The following is an 18,977-nucleotide window of genomic DNA, read 5'->3' as shown; positions in this document are numbered from 1 at the left end:
TCTGTTCGTTGACATGCGCGTCATGCCGACGCGCCGACCTGCTCGACGAGTTGCCAGAACCTGCGCGCCGACGTATCCCAGTCGAACCGGCGGATCTGCTCCCGGCCCCGCGCGACGAGCGCGTCGCGCCACACGGCCTCGGTGCCGAGCCGGCGCATCGCGACCGCGATGTCGGCGACCGACAACGGGTCGACGAGCATCGCGGCGTCACCCGCCACTTCCGGCATCGCCGACACGCTCGAGGTCAGCACCGGCACGTCGGACGCCATCGCCTCGAGAATCGGCAGGCCGAAACCTTCGTACTGCGACACGAACGCGACAAACAGCGCGCCTCGATACAGTTTCGGCATCGCGTCGTTCGGCAATACCCCCGCGAATACGAGGCCGTCCGCGCATCGGTGCCGCGCGGCGTGCGCAAGCAGCGCCGGGTCGGGGTCGCCGGTCAGCATCAGACGCACGCCGAGCGGCAACAGCCCGCTCGCGCCGAATGCCGCGATCAATCGGTGCAGGTTCTTGTAGTTGCGCCGGTTGCCCGGATAAAGCACGTACGGAAACGGATAGCCGAGCGTGTCGCGGTTGCGTCGGTATGCAGCGTCGGTCCCGTTGTGGATCACGTGAACGCGATCCGGCGGCATGTCCGACCAGCGGAGGAATTCGTCGCGCGTGAACTCGGACACGCAGACGATCGCGGTGCAACGCCGGTACAGCGGACGGAGCACCGTGTCGTAGTAGAAGCGGTGCGCGCGAGTATAGAAGTGGCGATGCGTGAGGTCGTGCACCACGACCACCGACGGGAAATCGGGCGACGCGGCCGGGACGAACCCGGGATTCCAGAACACGGCGTTGCGGGCCGGCAGCCGCCTCAGCGCGCGGCTCAACGCGAGCGGCGACAGCGGGTGCGCGACACCGCCACCGACCGGCAGCGGCTCGATGCGGACGGTCGACGGCGCGCGCTCGGCATAGGCCGCCATCACGTTGTGGATGCCGGTTCCAACCGGCCAGCGCGTGTCTGTATAGACCGTGAGGGGCGCGCGCTCGGTGCGCTCGGCACGGTCGGTGCATTCGGTCGAAGCGGTGAGGATCGTGCTCATCGTTCAATCCATCCAGCCAAGCAGGCGATGCGACGCGGCGATCCAGTAGTACTTCGCACGCCGCGGATTGCGGCGCACACATGACAGCAGGCAGCCGGCGACCGGCCGCGCGATCATGTAAAGGACGTAGGCGAGCGGATAGCGATTGATGCGCAGCACATGCCCGAACCCGCGGTTGTAGCGCCGGCCGCGCGCATACGCATGCTCGTCGAGCACGGCGAGCGGTTCGGGATGATGGACGCGCAGATGCGGGTCGTAGTCGATCCGGCACCCCGCCTGCAACGCGCGCACCAGAAAGTCGACTTCTTCCCCCGCTCCCCAGCGCGTGGCCGCGCCCACGCCGAGGTCCACGTCGAACTGCCCCGCCGCATGCACCGCGGACCGGCGCAGGAAGATCGTGTACGACGTCGCACACACCCATACGTTGAAGCGGTTGACGGTCTGCGCCGAGGTCGCCCACCGTCCTTGCGACGGCCGCCCCGCGGCGTCGACGCTCATGCCCGTCACGCCGTCCAGCATCCTGTCCGCGGACAAGCGCGCCGCGACCGCATGGAGCGTCCCGGGCCGATACCAGCAATCGTCGTCGGGGAACCCGACCACGTCGCCCGTCACGGCCTTCAGGCCGACGTTCGTCGCCCGCGACTTGCCCTTGTCGGATCGCAGATGGACGATCGTCAGCCGGTCGCAATACCGGTCGACGATCCGCTCGACCCGGTCGTCCGGGTTCTGGTCGACGACGATCACTTCGAGGTCGGCGTAGGCCTGCCGCAGCAGCGAATCGAACATGCGCTCGATCTCGTCGCTACGGCCGAGCGTCGCCATGATGAGAGAGAATTTCATCGCGTAGGTCCGGACGGGAAAATGGATCGGGGCCGCAACACGCGCGGCACAGCGCGCGCTTTCCGGCGTGCCGCCCGCGGAACGAACGCGAACGACGCGAGGTAGCCGACGAACAGGTACGACGTTTCGCTCTGGTGCATCGGGTTGATCAGCGACCATGCCGCGATCGGCGCGAGCAACACCATCGCGCGCCGGCCCTGGCCGAGGCCCGCAAAGAACACCGCCCATGCGAGCAGCCCGATCGGGCCGGCCACCAGCATCAGATCCAGCGGCGCGCAAAACACGGCGCTCGTGCCCTCGCCGAGCCCGCGGACGGCGACGGCCGAGTGCGAGAAGTAATGCTCGACGAAGCCGAAGCCGTGACCGATCCAGTCGCGGCCGACCAGCTTGATCGATTCCATGAAGGCAAGCCCGCGCTCCTGTTGCAGCCGGACCTGAAGCTGGTCGCCGGTCAGTTCGCGCGTGAACATGTACAGATAGAACCCGGCCCCGGCGGCCATCGTCAGCACTTTCGCGAAAAAATGGCCGCGCACCTGCAGCAGGATCACGATCGCGCATGCGATCAACACCGTCTTCGATTCGCTCAGCAGCGTCACGACGAGTGCGAGCGCAACGAACCTCACGACGTCGGGAATGCGGCGCGGCGACTGCAGGAAACAGGCGTAGGCGGTCAGGAAGAAAAACGCCGCGAACCAGTTGCGCTCCTTGAACGAACCGTGAATCGCGTTCTGCATGAAGTCGACTTTTTCGTACAGCACCGGGACGTCGAAATACTGCAGCGCGTACTGAAACGCCAGGAACCCCGCGATCGCGACATAGCCGAACGGCAACGGCCGCGTGCGTGCCCGCGCGCCGTAATAGCGGCCGATCAAATAGAACGCGGGCATCACGAACCCGAATTTCACGATCTGCTCGGTCGCCTTGAAACGCGGATAGCCGGACAGGAACGTCGTCGACAACGCGACGCCGACGAACAACGCGAAGGCCCAGATTTCCCATGCGCCGACGGGAATCCGGCGCCGCACCAGCAGCACCGGCAGCACGAGCACCGCGAACAGCTGACCGAGTTGCGCGCCGCCGATCTTCAGGAACTGGATCGAACTCAGCAGCAGCAGCACGAGCAGGACCGCGTCCGCGAGGTCGAAGCGCACCTGCGGCCCGCTCGTCGCCCCACCGAGTGACGACGCGCGTTGCCGCGGCACCTGCAGCGCGAGGCGGCTCATGTCCGTTGCCTCGCATCGCGTAATGCGATCAGCATCGCCACGGTTTGCCGGGCGGCCTGACGACGCAACGTCCAGGTTGCGCCGACATAAGCGGCGCCGAAGGCGACGATCAGCAGCGGCAACCTGACCAGGGCCGGCACACCGCCGAGGTGCGCGCCAAGCCGCGATACGATCAGCGCGCAGCCGAACGCAATCAGATACGGCGGCACCAGCCGACCCAGCAAGCGGCCGGGATCGATCGACAGCTCGACCACGACGGCACCGAAGCTGAGCGGCGTGATGAACAGCACCGCGCCGACATACAGCCACGCCAGCCCGGCGACGTCGTGCGACGGCAGGCAGACCATCGCGCCCAGCACCAGGACGAGCTTCACGACCGTCAGCCACATCGTGACGTTCGGCCGCCCGCGTGCCGACAGGAATGCACCGTTGACGAACTGGACCGTCTGAATCGCGCCGAGCCCCATCAGCGGCGTCATGATCGCGGCACTGTCGGCCCAGCGCGCGCCGAACAATACGACCGTGATGTCGTGGCTCGACACGGCCATCAGCACGAACAGCGGCGCCGCGACCATCGCGGCAAGCCCCGTGACGTCGAGGTAGGTGGCCGCCATTTTCCCGGCGTCGTGCGCGACACGCGACAGCACCGCGAGCGCGACGTCGGTCGCGGCGCGGCACAGCAGTTCCAGCGCCGTCTGGTACAGCCGTGCCCCGATCGCATAGATGCCCAGCCCGGCCGCGCCGTACAGCGCGACGACGATCAGGTCCACGGTGCGCGTCGCGCACCAGTCGATCAGCCTCGACGCAACGACGTGGCCGCCGAAGCGCGCAATGGGCCAGAACGTCGACGCGTTCCGGCGGCCGCGCGGACGCCAGACCGGTTTGCGCCAGAGCCAGAGCGCGGACATCGTCATGAAGGTCGCCGCCTGCGCAATCAGGCTCCACGCACCGGCGCCCGCGATCGCCAGCGCGACCGCCACGGCGCCTGCGACGCTCACCGAGCCGAGTTGACGCATCGCAAGCGTACGGAAATCCAGCCGCCGCTTGTACAGCCCCTCCTGGAACGAACTCGCCGAGCCGATCGGCACGAACACGCACGCCACCCGCAGATACGGCGCCAGGCCCGGTACGCCCAGCCACGTTTCGACGCGCCCGGCGAGGACGAACAGCGCGGCCGCGAGCACGATCGCCATGCCGATCGAGCACACGAACGGCCATTCGAGATCGTCGTCGTCGAGCGACGCGCGCTGAACCAGCGCGTCGCCCAGGCCGCCCTCGGCGATCATCAGGACCAGCGACAGCGACAGCGTGACCGCGGCCGCAAGCCCGACGTCCGCCGGGCCGAGCCAGCGCGCGACCAGCAGATAGGTGACGAGCGTGACGAGCTTGCCGCCCCATGCCTGCACCAGCGCCCACGCGAGGCTTCGCACCGTGCGCGCACCGAGCCGCTCGCCAGCGGGCGACGCGCGGTCGCTCGCGGCGCGCAGCGCGATGTCGCGAATCGCGGGCTCAGTGCTCGGTTTCATACGCGTATTTCCCTTCGCCATACGCGCCGTAGACGGCCTGACGCCGCGGCACGTCGTTCAGCACGACGCCGCTGATCGCGATGCCGGCGTTGCGCAGGCGACGCTCTGCCTCGCGAATTTCCGGCATCGAACTGCGGCCATGCCGGACGCACAGCAGCGTCGTCGCGCCGTGGCGGCCGATGGTCGCCGCATCGTGCAGCGCGAGGATCGGCGCCGTATCGACGATGACGATGTCGTAGAGACGCGCTGCCGTGTCGAGCAGCAACTTGAAGCGGCCGTCGTTGAACAGCTCCGACGTGCGGGCGACGGCACCGCGCGCGAGCACGTCGACGCCGGCGACCGCCGATTTCTGGACGCCGCGCTCGAGCGTGCCGCTCGCGATCGCGTCGGGCAGGCCGGGCGCCGCCGGCAGCCCGAAGTGGCGATGCGACTGACCGCGGCGAATATCGGCATCGATCAGCAGCACGCGCTTGCCGCCCGACGCGAACAGCGAAGCCAGGTTCGCGCAGAGGAACGATTTGCCCGCACTGGGCTGCGGGCTCGTGACCATGATCACGTTGTGCCCCGACTCGGACATCGTGAACTGCAGCGTCGTGCGCAGGCTGCGGATCGCGTCGACGGTCACGTCCTCCGGAATTTCCGATGCGAGAACATGCGCGCCCTGTCCCGCATGCTGCTGGTTGCGCACGAGACGCCGCTGCTCCCGGCTATGCGGCACCACCGCATAGACCGGTACGCCCAGCGCCTGCTCGAGGTGCTCGGAATGTTCGACGCGGCCCCATACCGCCCGCTGGGCGAACGGGGCGGCGATGCCGAGGGCGATCCCGACACACAACGACAGCGCGACCAGCAGCAGGCGCCTGGGCTTGACGGGCTTCACCGGCAGGACCGGCAAGTCGACGGCGCGGACATTGCCGATCTCGCTGCGCCTGGCGATCTCGAGCTGTTGTCCGGTGTTCAGCAGGTTCGTATACAGCTCGGTGTTGACGCGCACGTCACGCAGCACGCCGAGGCCCTCGCGCTCCGTATCGGGCAACCTGGCTTCGAGCGCCTTCAGCTCCTTCGCCTTGCCCGCCAGTTCCGCCAGGTTGGCGTCGAGCGCCTGCACGGCCGGATGGCCGTCGGCGAACCGCGCGATCAGGTCGACGCGCTTTTGCTTGAGTTCGAGCGTGCGCGTCTCGATGTCCACTTCCTGGCCGAGCAGCAGCTTGCCCTGTTCGTCGAGATCGACCGTCCCCGTGCGCGCGCGAAACGCCGCGTATTTGTCCTCGGCATCCTTCAGCGCCTTCATGACGGTCGGCATGCTGCTCTTCAGCGATGCCAGCGTCGCAGCGGCCTCCTCGCTCCGGTACTCCTTGTTCTGCTGGACGTAGCCGTCGACCACGGCCCGCAGGATGTCCCGGATGCGGGTCCGGTCGTCGCCCTCGAGCGTGACGGTCAGGATGCCGGATTGCTTGGCCTTTTCCTCGACGGTCAGATCGTCCTGGAGCTGGGAGACCGCTTCGAGCTGCGGGATGCGCCTGAGCCGAAACGCCGTGCCCGGCCGGGCGTCGAGGGCCGCGACCAGCAGCGTCAGCGGCTGCGCCTTGTACTGCCCGTGCGCCGGCACGCCGACCTCGCCTTTCAGCACGACGTCGCCGTCCTCGTCCCTGACCACGTAGCGTCCGCCGCCTTCGGCGGTCACGTCGAACCAGAGCCCGTCCAGCGCGTCGATGCCGTCGTGGCTCTTCTTGCCGGCCGTCTCGAACGTGACGACGTCGAATCGCTCGCCGCCCCAGGCAAACCGCGACAATCCCCAAAGCGGTCGCGCCACGCCGTCGTCCCGATAGCGACGCGCGACCCAGCGGCCGATCAACGGGACATAGCGCGGTTCGGCGATGAGGTTCAGATGCTGCTTCGTGACGACCGAGTCGATCACCATGCGCGCGCGCACGAGTTCGAGTTCGGCAGCGGTCGTGCTCCCGTTGTCGAGCAACGCCGCGATGTCGTGCAACGGCGAATTGCCCGCCGTGGTCGATTCGTTGACCTGGATCGTCGCGTCGACCCGATAGACCGGCGTCGCGAATACGACATACAGCAGCCCGAGCAGGAACACGCCGGCCGCGATGCCCAGCACCATGCGCCACCGGGCCAGCACGATGTCGACGTAGGACGAAAGGGGCGCATCGTCGTACAACGCCGCGTCGTACAGCCGTGCATCGGAAAGGTCTGTCATGGCAAATCCAGTGTCGATCGGGTTCCGGCGGTTCATTTCGCGACCAGCGCGCCGGTCATGCCGGCATTGATGGCGGGCAACAGCAGCGACAGCACGCGGCTGAGTCGGACGAGGCCGTTGCCGTCGACATAAACGACATCCTTCGGCGCCAGCCTGAAGTCGTTCGCGAGCACCATCGCGACCGGCGACTTCGCGTCGAGATGAAACACGTCGGGGGTACTCGAGCCGCGCCCGCGAATCACGTAGACCTGCGCCGTGTCGGCGGTGCCGCTGTTGAAGCTGCCGGCTTGCTGCAACGCATCGCCGAGCGTCAACGAGCCGTCGCGCAGCGGCAGCGCGAGCGTCGGCTTTGCGACCTCGCCCATCACGAACGCGCCGTTGTCCTCGCGCGACTGCACGCGCAGCACGTCCCGGTTGCGCAACAGGATGCTGGCCGGGTCGATACGTCGTGCGACGAACCGGGACAGGTTCAGCACGTAATGCTCGTCGCCGCGCATCAGCTCGATGCGGCTCCGATCGGCCGTTGGCTGAAGCCCGCCCGCGCGATCGATGGCCTCGATCAGCGTCATCGGCACGTCGTTGATCGGCTGGACGCCCGGATTGCGCACCTCGCCTTCGACGTAGACCTGCTGGCTGCGGTACGACGTGACGCGCACGGTGACCTGCGGGTCGCGGAAGGTTTTCGTCAACGCGACGCGGAATGCATCGCGAACCTCGGTCGTCGTCCTGCCCGAGACCGCGAGCGTGCCGACATAAGGAAACTGCACGCTGCCGGTTTCATCGACGACGAAGCCGCCGACGGGGTCGCTCTGCCGTTGTGTCGACGACGACTGATTCGTCGGCGCCGCCGCGGAAAGTTCGGGGTGATCCCACACCGTGATCTGCAACACGTCGCCGGCGCCGATCCGATAGCCGCCCTTCGCGCGCTCGCGCAACAGCGCGTCGACGTGCCCGATCGAGTCGCTGTCGTCGCGCATCGATTGCAGCAGGTTGACGTCGATTTCCCGGATCGGCACATCGAGCGACTGCGCCGGTTCGCCGTTTCGCGCGCTGGCCACCGGCAGTTCCTGCGAGCCGGTCATCCGCATGCCGGGCGCAACGGCACATGCCGTCAGGAACACGGACAGCACGAGCGGGGCCAGCGCGCGGCCCCGTCTGCTGCCTGTCGATACACCGTCGAATGATTTGCCCATTGCTGCCTCGTATGTCGCGCTGTCGTCAATTCCGTCCGTGGCACCGTGCTCGCGGATGTGTTCATTTCGTCGCGTGAGGGTTCGGCCTGCTTCGCCCTCATGCCGCACCGCCCGGTCGATCACCATGACGAACGGGACCAGGGCGGCGCCATGCCCGGCCAGTCGTCTGTCGCGTTGTCGTTTCCGCCGCGCGGCCGAATCGGGACGCGTGCCGCGCCGCGCGTGCGATGTGCCGCCGGCATGCCCAGCGCGTCGATCGACAACGCCCGCATCTGCCGCTCGATCGGCAGCGGCGCGTAGTTGCCGACCGCCGGCGCCGCGACGCCCGACGCGACCGCCGGCTTTGCGATCGATCCGCGCCACGGATTCGAGGTCTGGGAAGCGCTATCCGCGAGGCCCGCGATCCACCGCGGCGCATTCGTCGAAGGGCGCGCCACCGGCGCATTGCCGTGCGCAGCCGATGCACACGACAGGCCGAGGAGCATCGCGAATCGACCGACGTGGCGTCGCATCAGCCGTGCCCCCGTGCGGCAGCTGCGGGAATCCGCACAATCCAGTGCGCCACCGCGCGCTCGATGTGGCGCGCCACGGCATCGAACACTTGCGCCGACTTGCCGACCGGATCCGCGATATCGCATTTCGCGGCATGGTCGAGCTGGAAGACGCGACCGCGCGCGAACGGGTAACGGCGCTCGATCTCGCGACACTGCACGAGCGTCATCGCGAGGATCAGCTGCGATGCGCGCACGTGGCCGAGATGCACCGGTTGCGCGATATGCGACGTGATGTCGAAGCCGCGTTCGCGCATCACGTCGATCGCGGCCTGTGCGGCCGGCCGGCCCGCCAGCGCGATCAGTCCTGCGCAACGCACCTGCACGGACGGCAGCGCGCGTGCCAGCATCGCGCTCGCCATCGGGCTGCGGCATGCGTTGCCGTCGCAGACGACCAGAATGCGTTCGATCATGGCCGGGCTCAGTACGCGTTCGGATGGACGAAGCCCTTCAGCACCGTGGCGGCGACAATCTTCATGTCGAGCCCGAAGGACCAGTTGCGCAGGTAATAGAGGTCGTGCTGGACACGGCCGACCATCTTGTCGAGGTGATCCGTCTCGCCGCGATAACCGTTGACCTGCGCCCATCCGGTGATGCCCGGCTTGATCCGGTAGCGATGGATGTATCCCTCGACGAGCGGCCGGTACAGGTCGTCGTGCTCGATCGCGTGCGGTCTCGGCCCGACGACCGACATGTCGCCGCGCAGCACGTTGAAGAACTGCGGCAGCTCGTCGAGGCTGGTGCGACGCAGGAACGCGCCGACGCGCGTGATGCGCGCGTCGCCGCGAGTTGCCTGCCGCACGATGCCGGCCGGTTCGGCATGCACGCGCATCGTGCGGAACTTGTAGATCCTGAACACCCGGCCATCGGCGCCTTTCCGGTACTGCGTAAACAGCACCGGGCCCGGGGACGACAGCTTGACCGCCAGCGCGATCAGGCCGAGCAGCGGCGCCAGCGCGACGAGCGCTGCCGCCGCGAATACCCGGTCGAACAGCGCCTTCTGCATCAACGCGTGATGCGACATCGGCGATGCGACGAGGTTGATTGCCGGCATGCCGACGAGATCCATCATCGTTCCGCCGAGCAACGCGATGCTGCACATGTCCGGCATGAAGCGGATATTGATCAGATCGTCGCCGAACGTCTTCAACACGCGCCGGATCGTCCGTTCCTCGGAGATCGGCAACGCGAGCCAGATTTCCGTCGCGGCTTCGGCACGCACTGCCGCGGCGAATTCGGTGAAATCCGCGATCGCCGGGATGATGCCGCTGGACGATCCCGCGGGATCGTGGAGCACGACGGCGCGAAACCCGCTTGCCGGCGACAGCGCAAGCGTTTCGATCACACGCACGGCATGCGCGCCGTTACCGACGATCGCCACCTTGCGAAGATTCAGGCCCGCATGCCTGACGCGCGCGAGCATCGTATAGGCAGCCACGCGAATGACGATGAATCCGCATCCCGCGATCGCCGTCCAGTAGACGAACCACAGCCGCGACACCTGATCGGCGCGATGCATCGCGAACAGCAGCACGAGGTTGCATGCCTGCACGGCGACCCATGCGGCACTGATGCGGCTGATCATCGCGATCCACGACCGCCCGCGCCACGACTGGTACACCTGACATGCCGGAAAGACGGCGAGCGTCAGCATCGCGACAAACGGGACGACCATCGCGTCCGGCCGGCCGAGCGTATCGTCATCGAACCGCACGTGCGACGCGGCCGCCGCTCCGAGCACCACCACGAGCGCATCGAGCAGGCGCGCGATAATCGACTGAAATCCGAACATGGATATTCTCCAGGCGGCGCATGGTGGCGCCTTATTTGCGGTCAAACGCGTCCGTGCCGCTCACCACGCCGACGGACATTTCCCGAGCGACGCCGGACATGCTCCGCCCTCGGTATCCCGATGCATCGACAACGCTCATCCCGGGCATCATTGGCCCGTCGATGAATTAATCAAGAAATTCGCATTCCTATATGAAATTGAATGCGCCTTTATCGAACGGACGGTTCAATTCACGCCGGGAATCCAGACCGCGGACGAACTACCGGTTACTTGGGCTCACGCCCCCGCGTCGATGCATGGCCGCCGCGAGGACGTGTCAACACGATTCGGCATGGCAATGGAAATGCCGCGCCCGAACCATCCTGAATGGATTGGCGAATTGACGCGATTTATCGATTGAATGTCCGGAATCGACCGCTTCGCCCCCGCGTCGCGTCCGGATATAGGAGTGTTGATCTGATTCATGATTGGTCTAGCGTTATGGTATTAACTACTTCTGCACATGGCATTTGACGCACGATCCGTGCCACCGAGACGTTCTCTCGTGCTGCAGCGCGGAAAATCCTCGATAAACCAATGACCTATGTCCCAAATTTGAAAGGTATGAATAAATCAAAATAATCCTGTGTAACGTTTGCGCGACTGCGGCGTTCGCATACGTTACGTAACGACACGCCGTAACGCGGCCGACATGAACGGCATTCGGGAGGCTCAGGTCGCTGTCATGTGCATTGCCATCGACAGGCGCACGTCTCTTCCGCGCACGCTTGGCCGTGCGAGTCCGGGGCTGGGCCCGGTCAGGGCTGCAACGACCATGGACCGATATCGTTGCCGACATGCGGGAGGGGGATGCGGATGCTCGCGAATAAGGGCTGAATCGAGGCGAGTCAGTTCTCGAAGCATGATCGGGCTTCGAGCGATCAGCTATCGAAAATAGGGGTAGACATTCGAGTTCTGACACGGCATGAGCGTTTTTCCCGATTTCCCCCGGGAAATGGCCGATGCGGCAAGAGAGACGTATGGCGCGCTTCTTTCATCGCCTCCGGGCGATTTTTTTAATGCGTGTGCCCTTTATATCGACAGGGGCATAATTTCCGGCTCACCGGCAGCCAACTTTGCGGAAGGCCCGTCCCGCGCTCACGGCTTCGAATGCCGCACGTTCATTCCGCTCTCCGAACGGGTACGCTCGTACCGATTCGACACGACGTCGACATTCAGACGAACGCCCCCGCCGCTTCGGCATCGCCTGCGAGCCAGTCGTTCATCACGCGCGCATCCGCCTGCCGGTCCAGCGACAGACACACGTCGCCCAGTGCATCGACCTGCGCGCGGTCGAGCGCCATGCCCGCCAGCGCCCGATATTTCGCCAACAGCGCCGCGTCCGACAGCGGATTGCGCGGGTCGCCGAGCGCGATCGGCACGTGGCGCGATTCCCGCCGTCCGTCGGTGCGATGCAGGATCACCGTCGGCTCGTCGAGATCGCCGAGCGCAGGATCGACGTCGACCGCAACGCGCGCGAGCAGCGCGGTCACGCGCGGATCGGTGCGTCGGTCCGCGCGATACACGCCGATCCCCGTGTCGCCGAATGCCAGCGCCGTCGCCACCGCGTACGGCAGGCTCATCTGCGCGGACGACAGCGTCGACAGGTCGCGACCGCCGCACATGCGGGCCACGAACGCGCTCGTGCGCACGACCACCCGCTCGATCTCGCCGGCCTCGACGAGGCGGCCGTCTGCGAGCTGCAGCGCCGCGTCGACGGCCGCATGCGCGCTGCGGCACGATGCGTGCGGCTTGATCGAACAGCGCATCAGCTTCCAGTGCGCGCCGAGGCCGTCGGTCAATGCGTCGGGCACATGCGACTGTGCGGCGAACGTGTTGAAAAAACCGCCCCACACGTCGTCGAACACGTGCGCGGGGCCGCTCACGCCTTCGCGCGCGAGCAGCGCCGCGAGCACGCCGCCCTCCGCCGCACGCCCGGCGTGCAGCCGCTTCGTCTGCGCTCCGTCGTGGATGAAGCCCCACAGGCCGCCCGCAAAACTCGCCGCATGGCCGAGCGCGTCGCGCGTGCGCGCGGCGTCGAGCCCGAGCACGCGCGCGCTCGCGGCCGCCGCCCCGAACACGCCGCAACTGAGCGTCGAGTGCCAGCCCGCCCCGTTGTGAACCGAGTAGCCGCCCGCTGCCTCGAGCACGCGCCGGCCGACGTCGTAGCCGAGCACGATCGCCGCCACGCATTCGCGGCCCGTCACCGGGCGCCCCGCGCACGACAGCGCGGCGAGCACGGCCGGCAGCACGACCGCGCCCGAATGATCGCAGCCACCGGAATCGTCGAGTTCGAGCGCGTGCGCGGCAATCCCGTTGACGAACGCCGCATCGCGCGCGCCAGCGGTCCGCCGCGTGCCCCACAGCGACGCGCCGCCCTGCGCGACGGCGCCGGTCAGCGCACGGGCGCTGCGCGTCTCGACGGCGGACGTGCCCGCCAGCGCGGCACCGAACGTGTCGAGCACATGGCGCTTGGCCTTCGCGACGACGTCGTCCGGCAACGCGTCGGCGGGCGTCTGCGCGACGAACGCCGCGAGCCGCGTGGCGCGCGTATCGGCTGTCATCGTCATCGCGCCGACTCCTCCGCCACGCAGTGCGCGAAAACGTCGACCGGATGTCCCGGGGCATTGACGGGCGCTTGGGCACGCCACCAGCGCGCGACGTCGCGCCCCGTCGCGAACCAGACGTCGCCCGCGTCGCGCAGATGCGCGATCAATGCGCGCAGCAGGTCGATCCGCCCGGCCGTGCCGATGATCTCGGGATGCAGGCGCAGCACGCAGCACAGCCCGAAGCGCCGAAACCCGTCGACGTCGCGCCGCCAGTTGTCGAGCACGTCGCGGTACGCCGCGATGCGCGGCTGACCGGCCGGCACGGGCGGCGACAGGTTGAACTCGAAGTACGGCTCGTCCTCGAGTTCGTAGTGCAGTGGCAGCTCGACGAGCCGCGCGCCGTCCGCGCCGCCGTCGCCGCGCGGATGCACGTACGGCAGATCGTCGCCGCGCCACGACGACGACCACGTGAAGCCTTCCGCGACGAGGAAATCCGCAAAACCATCGGCCCAGTTACCGGTGAACGAGCGAAAGCCCTGCACGTCGCAGCCGATCGTGTCGGCGAGTGCCGCCCGCCCGGCGCGGCACGCGTCGATCTGCGCGGCAAGCGGCAGCGCATCGAAATCCTCGCAGCGATAGCCGCTGACGCCGAGCTCGTGGCCGGCCGCGGCGATCGCGCGCACCGCTTGTGCATGCGTTTCGGCGACGATGCCCGGGACGAACCAGCTCGCCGGTACGCGGAACGCGTCGAATGTCTCAAGCAGCCGGTCGACGCCGCGGGCCGCGCCGTAACGCCAGACCGACAGCGATTTCTCGCGGCCGACGATGCGCGGCTCGCGCGTCTGGATGCCATGAATGTCGTTGAAGTCGACCGTGATCGCGACCGCGCATCGCGCGCCGCCCGGCCATGAATGGGTCGTCGTCACAGGCTGCTCCGTTGCGTGGGTTGCGCGTCTCGCGCGTGCTGCACAAGCCACCAGTCGGCCACTTCGCGGCAGCGCGCGAACCATACGCCGTCCTGTGCGCGCATGTGGCCGAGCCACGCCTCGAGCAGCGCGATGCGGCCGGGCTTGCCGCACACCTTCGGATGCAGCAGCGTCGTCAGGCACAGTCCTTCGCGGTATACGCCGTCGAATTCGCGCGTCCAGTTGTCGAGCGTCGCGCCGTAGCCGGCGATCCGGTCGAGCCCGGCCGGATAATCGGGGTTGCGGTGATACGCAAGCGACGCGTAGTCGTCGGTCTCCCAGCGGCCGGGTATCTCGACGAGCGGCGCCTCGCCGTCGTCACCGTGCAGCAGGTACGGCCGGTCGTCGCCGCGCATCGAGCTCGAATAGCGCACGCCAGCTTCGCGCAGCACGGCGACCGTCGCCGCGCTCCAGTCGCCGGACGGCGTGCGGAACCCGACCGGCCGCACGCCGAGCGTACGTGCGAAGACGTCGGCCGACTGCGCCATGATCTCGCGCTGCCGCTCGGGCTCGAGCGTCCAGAACGCTTCGTGCCGATAGCCGTGGTAGCCGATCTCGTGGCCGCGCTCGACGATCGCCGCGCATTGCGCCGGCCAGGTCCGCGCGACCCACGCGGGCACGAAGAACGTCGCGGGCAGGTCGAACGCCGCGAGCATGTCGAGCAAGCGGCCGAGCGCGCGCCACGGCCCGTAGCTGCCGAGCGTGAAATACGCGGGGTTGCGCCAGATCGACCCGTTCAGCATCGCGTCGCCGGTCGGGCCGTCGAGATCGAACGCGAGCGCGACGCACGCGCGCTTCGCGTCCGGCCAGCGGGGAGCCAGGGCCGTCATCGCACGCTCAGTGAGTGCCGTTGATCATCGCCTTCGTCACCGCGTGCTCCTGCAGCCCCCACTTCGCCAGGATCTTCTGGTAGGAACCGTCAGCGATCAGCTGGTTCAGCGCCGTCGTCAGCGCGCTGCTCAGCGCGGTGTTGCTCTTCGCGACGCCGATGCCCGTGTATTGCGACAGGAACGGCTTGCCGACCGGCGCGTATGCATTCTGCTCGAGGCCGTTCTGGTACGGCAGCGTCTCGCCGCCCTGCACGGCCGCGTCGATACGGTTCTGGCGCAACTGCATGCGCGCGTCCGACGAGCCGTCGGTGCCGACCACGACGATCGCCGGCTTGCCGGCCTTCACGCAGTTCTCCGCGCTCCACGCGGTCGTGTTGTCCGGGAACGACGTGCGCCGGCTCGAGCCGACGCGCTTGCCGCACAGCGCGCTCATCTGCGCGAACTCGCCGGCGCGTGCCTTCAGCGTATAGAACTGCGGGCCCGTTTCGATGTAGTCGACGAACGTCACCGCGTCGCGGCGCGTCGGCAGGTCGGTCATGCCGGACAGGATCATGTCGACGCGCTGCGTCGCGACCGCGCTCATCATCTGGTCGAAGCTCGTCTCGACCCAGTTCAGCTTCGCGCCCATCTTCGCGGCGATCGCTTCGCCGAGATCGACGTCGAAGCCCGCGAGCTTGTCGGTCGCCGGGTCCTTGTATTCGAACGGCGGATAGTTCGGCACGATCGCGACGTTCAGCGTGCGCTTCGCGCCCGCGGCCTGCGCGACTGCGAAGGAGGCATGCAGCGCGAACGCGCCGAATGCGACGGCGGCCAGCGTGCGGGTCAGGACGGATGCTTTCATGGGGAGTATCGCCTTGTCGTGGTGGGCTTGTATCGTTGACGGTGGAATCGTTCGGGCGCTTCGGTACGGGGCGCCCGGCCCGGTCATGCAATCACGGCCGAGATGAAATCGCGCGTGCGCGCGTGCGTCGGCGCGGACAGCACCTGGTCGGGCGGCCCGCTCTCGACGATCCGTCCGCCGTCCATGAACACGACGCGGTCGGCCACCTCGCGCGCGAAGCCGAGCTCGTGCGTGACGACGATCATCGTCATCCCGCTCTTCGCGAGATCGCGCATCACGGCCAGCACTTCGCCGACGAGCTCGGGATCGAGCGCCGACGTCGGCTCGTCGAACAGGATCAGTTGCGGATGCATCGCGAGCGCCCGCGCGATCGCGACACGCTGCTGCTGGCCGCCCGACAGCTCGACCGGAAACGCGTCGCATTTGTGCGCGAGCCCGACGCGCGCGAGCAGCGCGCGCGCTTCCTCCTCCGCTTGCCCGCGGCGGCGCTTGAGCACCTGCACGGGGCCCTCGGTCACGTTCTCGAGCGCGGTCTTGTGCGGGAACAGGTTGAAGCGCTGGAACACCATGCTCGTCGCCAGCCGCTGGCGCGCGACCTGGCGCTCCGACAGCTCGTGGAGCCGGTTGCCGGTGCGGCGGAAGCCGGCCAGTTCGCCGTTGACCCACAGCGCGCCCGCGCTGATCGTCTCGAGCTGGTTGATGCAGCGCAGGAACGTGCTCTTGCCCGAGCCCGACGGCCCGATGATGCACAGCACTTCGCCCTGCGCGACGTCGAGCGTGATGCCGTGCAGCGCCTGGAAATCGCCGTACGACTTGCGCACGTCGACCGCGCGAACGACCGCGTTCGTCATGACGTTCTCCCGATGGTTGAGGGTCGTGTCGTTCATGTGCGGCCCACCGCGCGACCCGCGCCGCGCGCGAAGCGCCGTTCGACGCGCGCCTGCGCGAGCGACAGCACGGTGACGACCGCGAGATACCAGATGCCCGCGACGATCAGCAACTCGATCACGCGGGCGTTCGCGTAGTAGATGTTCTGCGCGTTGTGCAGCATCTCCGCGTATTGCACGACGCTCGCGAGCGACGTCAGCTTGACCATGCCGATCAGCTCGTTTCCGATCGGCGGCACGATTACGCGCATCGCCTGCGGCAGGATGATCCGGCGCAGCGCCTGCAGGCGCGGCATGCCGATCGATTTCGCGGCCTCGTACTGGCCGGTGTCGACCGACAGCAGCCCCGCACGCACGACTTCCGACGTATACGCGCCCTGGTTGATGCCGAGCCCGAGCACCGCCGCGAGGAACGGCGTCATCACGTCGACGGTCCGGAATTCGGCGATACCCGGAATGCCGAGCGTCGGGAACACCAGCGCGAGGTTGAACCACAGCAGCAGTTGCAGGATGATCGGCGTGCCGCGGAACAGCCAGATGTAGCCCTGCGCGATCGCGCCGAGCACCGGGTTCGACGACAGCCGCATCACCGCGGTGACCACGCCCAGCACGACGCCGAGCGTCATCGCGAGAACGGTCATCACGATCGTGTTGCCGAGCCCCGTCAGGATCGAGCGGGCGGTCAGGAACTGGCCGACGACGCGCCACTCGATCTGTCCGCGCGCGAACGCGGCGGCCACGTAGGCGAGCGCGGCAACGATCGCGATCGACGCGACATAACGGCCCCAGTAGCGCCGGCGCACGCGCACGAGGCCTGCGGTATCGTCTGCCGCGGCGCCGGCCGGCCCGGGTGCGCCGTCGAGACGGCTCGAATCGGATGCGCTCAGCATGACGGCCCCCGGTAGTCGGCCGCCCAGGCGGCCTGGCGTTCGATCGCACCGCTCAGGCGGCCGATCTGCTCGCGCACGCGCGCGGGCGACGTGCCGCCCGCGCCGCCGCGCGCGGCGACGGCCGCGTCGAGCGTCAGATGCGCGCGCACCGCCGGCGCGAGGCGCGGGTCGACGGCCTGCAGCTGTTCCGCGCTTGCGTCCGCGAGCTCGATGCCGTCGCGTTCGCACGCCCGCACGAGCGCGCCGGTGATCTCGTGCGCTTCGCTGAACGGCACGCCCGTCAGCGCGAGCCAGTCCGCGACCTCGGTCGCGAGCGTGAAGCCGAGCGGCGCCTGGCGGCGCATCTCGTCGACGTTCACGCGCATCGTGCGGATCATCCCCGCCATCGCCGGCAGCACGAGTTCGAGCGTGTCGATCGAATCGAACGCGGCGATCTTGTCTTCCGCGAGATCGCGGTTGTACGCGAGCGGCAGCGACTTCAGCGTCGCGAGCAGGCCCGTCAGGTTGCCGATCAGGCGCCCGGCCTTGCCGCGCGTCAGTTCCGCGATGTCCGGGTTCTTCTTCTGCGGCATGATCGAGCTGCCCGTCGCATAACCGTCGTCGAGTTCCACCCAGCGGAATTGTCGCGACGTCCACAGGATCACTTCTTCCGACAGGCGGGACAGGTTCACGGCCAGCATGCTCGCGACGAACGCGAATTCGGCGACGTGATCGCGTGCGGCCACCGCGTCGATCGAGTTCTCGCACGGCGCGTCGTAGCCGAGCTCCTGCGCGGACAGTTCGGGCCGCACGCAAATCGCCGAGCCTGCCAGCGCGGCCGCGCCGAGCGGCGAACGCGCGGTGCGGCGGTCCCAGTCGACCAGGCGGTCGGCGTCGCGATACAGCGACTGCGCGTGCGCCAGCAACTGATGGCCGAACACGATCGGCTGCGCGGGCTGCAGGTGGGTGAAGCCGGCGGTCACCGTGTCGACGTGCCGGCTCGCCTGGCCGACCAGCGCCTGCTGCAGGTCGAGCACGCCGCGCACGAGCTGGCGCGCCTTGTCGCGCAGGTACAGGCGCAGATCGTTCGCCGCCTGGTCGTTGCGCGAACGCCCGGCGCGCAGCTTGCCGCCGAGCGCCGGCAGCCGCTGCGTGAGCACGCGCTCGAGGAACGTGTGCACGTCTTCGTCGGCAAGCGACGGCGCGATCGCACCGGCCGCGTAGTCGCGCGCGATGCCGTCCATCGCGGCCAGCAACTGCGCGAGGTCGTCGTCGTTCACGATGCCGGCGCGGTTCAATTCGCGCGCATGCGCACGGGAGCCGGCCAGATCGTACGGCACGAGGCGGTAGAAACTCGGATCGGAGCGGGACAGGTTCTGCAGCGCGTCGGACGGCTCCGACTGGAAGCGGCCGCCCCACAGGCGTTCGATCGGTTCGGTAAGGCTCATTGCGGTCGACCTCGACTCGGTTGAATTGCCCCCACTGTAGGCATTCAATTTTTTTTGTTGTAGCGAGAAATTGGCTCCGCTTAAATGAAGTTTTTCTCAGCACCGTCGCCTTCGACGC

The 18,977-nt window shown here is 67.9% G+C and carries 17 protein-coding genes; 1 reads left to right on the top strand and 16 read right to left on the bottom strand.

Going from position 1 to position 18,977, the window contains the following annotated elements; genetic code table 11:
- Positions 1–20: 20 nt before the first annotated feature.
- The 9 genes from ACM6JT_RS16515 to ACM6JT_RS16475 form a co-directional block, all read right to left on the bottom strand.
- Positions 21–1,091 carry a glycosyltransferase family 4 protein gene (locus ACM6JT_RS16515; RefSeq protein ID WP_034185022.1) on the bottom strand — a complete coding sequence of 357 codons (1,071 nt, stop codon included), beginning with the start codon at positions 1,089–1,091 and terminating at the stop codon, positions 21–23.
- 3 nt (positions 1,092–1,094) lie between these two features.
- On the bottom strand, positions 1,095–1,931 hold the full coding sequence (locus ACM6JT_RS16510; RefSeq protein WP_407972638.1) for a glycosyltransferase family 2 protein: 837 nt from the start codon (positions 1,929–1,931) through the stop codon (positions 1,095–1,097).
- Positions 1,928–3,154: a hypothetical protein gene (locus ACM6JT_RS16505; protein ID WP_414856863.1), complete on the bottom strand. Its 1,227-nt coding sequence runs from the start codon at positions 3,152–3,154 to the stop codon at positions 1,928–1,930. The genes ACM6JT_RS16510 and ACM6JT_RS16505 overlap by 4 nt, the downstream gene beginning before the upstream one ends.
- Positions 3,151–4,680 carry an oligosaccharide flippase family protein gene (locus ACM6JT_RS16500; protein WP_175748120.1) on the bottom strand — a complete coding sequence of 510 codons (1,530 nt, stop codon included), beginning with the start codon at positions 4,678–4,680 and terminating at the stop codon, positions 3,151–3,153. Before ACM6JT_RS16500 ends, ACM6JT_RS16505 begins: the two co-directional genes overlap by 4 nt.
- Positions 4,664–6,895, bottom strand: a complete 2,232-nt coding sequence (locus ACM6JT_RS16495; RefSeq protein WP_131947599.1) for a polysaccharide biosynthesis tyrosine autokinase — start codon at positions 6,893–6,895, stop codon at positions 4,664–4,666. Before ACM6JT_RS16495 ends, ACM6JT_RS16500 begins: the two co-directional genes overlap by 17 nt.
- 32 nt (positions 6,896–6,927) lie before the next feature.
- Positions 6,928–8,088, bottom strand: a complete 1,161-nt coding sequence (locus tag ACM6JT_RS16490) for a polysaccharide biosynthesis/export family protein (protein ID WP_414856862.1) — start codon at positions 8,086–8,088, stop codon at positions 6,928–6,930.
- A 119-nt stretch (positions 8,089–8,207) separates the two neighbouring features.
- Complete coding sequence (locus ACM6JT_RS16485) at positions 8,208–8,573, bottom strand: hypothetical protein (protein ID WP_414856861.1); 366 nt, start codon at positions 8,571–8,573, stop codon at positions 8,208–8,210.
- A gap of 26 nt (positions 8,574–8,599) precedes the next feature.
- Entirely contained in the window at positions 8,600–9,052 is a 453-nt protein-coding gene (locus ACM6JT_RS16480) for a protein tyrosine phosphatase (RefSeq protein WP_105391490.1), read from the bottom strand.
- Positions 9,053–9,060: 8 nt separating this feature from the next.
- Positions 9,061–10,431, bottom strand: coding sequence for an undecaprenyl-phosphate glucose phosphotransferase (locus ACM6JT_RS16475; protein WP_414856860.1), 1,371 nt, complete (start codon positions 10,429–10,431; stop codon positions 9,061–9,063).
- On the opposite strand from ACM6JT_RS16475, the gene ACM6JT_RS16470 reads away from it, so the two are divergent.
- Complete coding sequence (locus ACM6JT_RS16470; protein ID WP_414856859.1) at positions 10,430–10,831, top strand: hypothetical protein; 402 nt, start codon at positions 10,430–10,432, stop codon at positions 10,829–10,831. The two genes, ACM6JT_RS16475 and ACM6JT_RS16470, sit on opposite strands and share 2 nt — an antisense overlap.
- A gap of 814 nt (positions 10,832–11,645) precedes the next feature.
- On the opposite strand, the gene ACM6JT_RS16465 is transcribed toward ACM6JT_RS16470, so the two are convergent.
- The 7 genes from ACM6JT_RS16465 to argH form a co-directional block, all read right to left on the bottom strand.
- Positions 11,646–13,040, bottom strand: coding sequence for an MmgE/PrpD family protein (locus tag ACM6JT_RS16465; protein WP_414856858.1), 1,395 nt, complete (start codon positions 13,038–13,040; stop codon positions 11,646–11,648).
- Positions 13,037–13,945 (bottom strand): polysaccharide deacetylase family protein, encoded by a 909-nt coding sequence (locus ACM6JT_RS16460; RefSeq protein ID WP_414856857.1) that lies wholly within the window; start codon positions 13,943–13,945, stop codon positions 13,037–13,039. The genes ACM6JT_RS16465 and ACM6JT_RS16460 overlap by 4 nt, the downstream gene beginning before the upstream one ends.
- Positions 13,942–14,814 (bottom strand): polysaccharide deacetylase family protein, encoded by an 873-nt coding sequence (locus tag ACM6JT_RS16455; RefSeq protein WP_414856856.1) that lies wholly within the window; start codon positions 14,812–14,814, stop codon positions 13,942–13,944. Before ACM6JT_RS16455 ends, ACM6JT_RS16460 begins: the two co-directional genes overlap by 4 nt.
- 7 nt (positions 14,815–14,821) lie before the next feature.
- Entirely contained in the window at positions 14,822–15,655 is an 834-nt protein-coding gene (locus ACM6JT_RS16450; RefSeq protein WP_131947606.1) for an ABC transporter substrate-binding protein, read from the bottom strand.
- Between the two features lie 83 nt (positions 15,656–15,738).
- Positions 15,739–16,542, bottom strand: coding sequence for an amino acid ABC transporter ATP-binding protein (locus tag ACM6JT_RS16445; RefSeq protein WP_414856855.1), 804 nt, complete (start codon positions 16,540–16,542; stop codon positions 15,739–15,741).
- Positions 16,539–17,432, bottom strand: a complete 894-nt coding sequence (locus ACM6JT_RS16440) for an amino acid ABC transporter permease (RefSeq protein WP_414856854.1) — start codon at positions 17,430–17,432, stop codon at positions 16,539–16,541. The genes ACM6JT_RS16445 and ACM6JT_RS16440 overlap by 4 nt, the downstream gene beginning before the upstream one ends.
- Positions 17,426–18,859: an argininosuccinate lyase gene (gene argH / locus ACM6JT_RS16435; RefSeq protein WP_111021030.1), complete on the bottom strand. Its 1,434-nt coding sequence runs from the start codon at positions 18,857–18,859 to the stop codon at positions 17,426–17,428. The genes ACM6JT_RS16440 and argH overlap by 7 nt, the downstream gene beginning before the upstream one ends.
- Positions 18,860–18,977 lie beyond the last annotated feature (118 nt).

It is taken from the genome of Burkholderia sp. IT-111MI5 (genome assembly GCF_949752865.1).
GTDB classification, from domain to species: Bacteria; Pseudomonadota; Gammaproteobacteria; order Burkholderiales; family Burkholderiaceae; genus Burkholderia; species Burkholderia pyrrocinia_C.
This window is presented reverse-complemented; position numbering and strand designations above follow the sequence as displayed.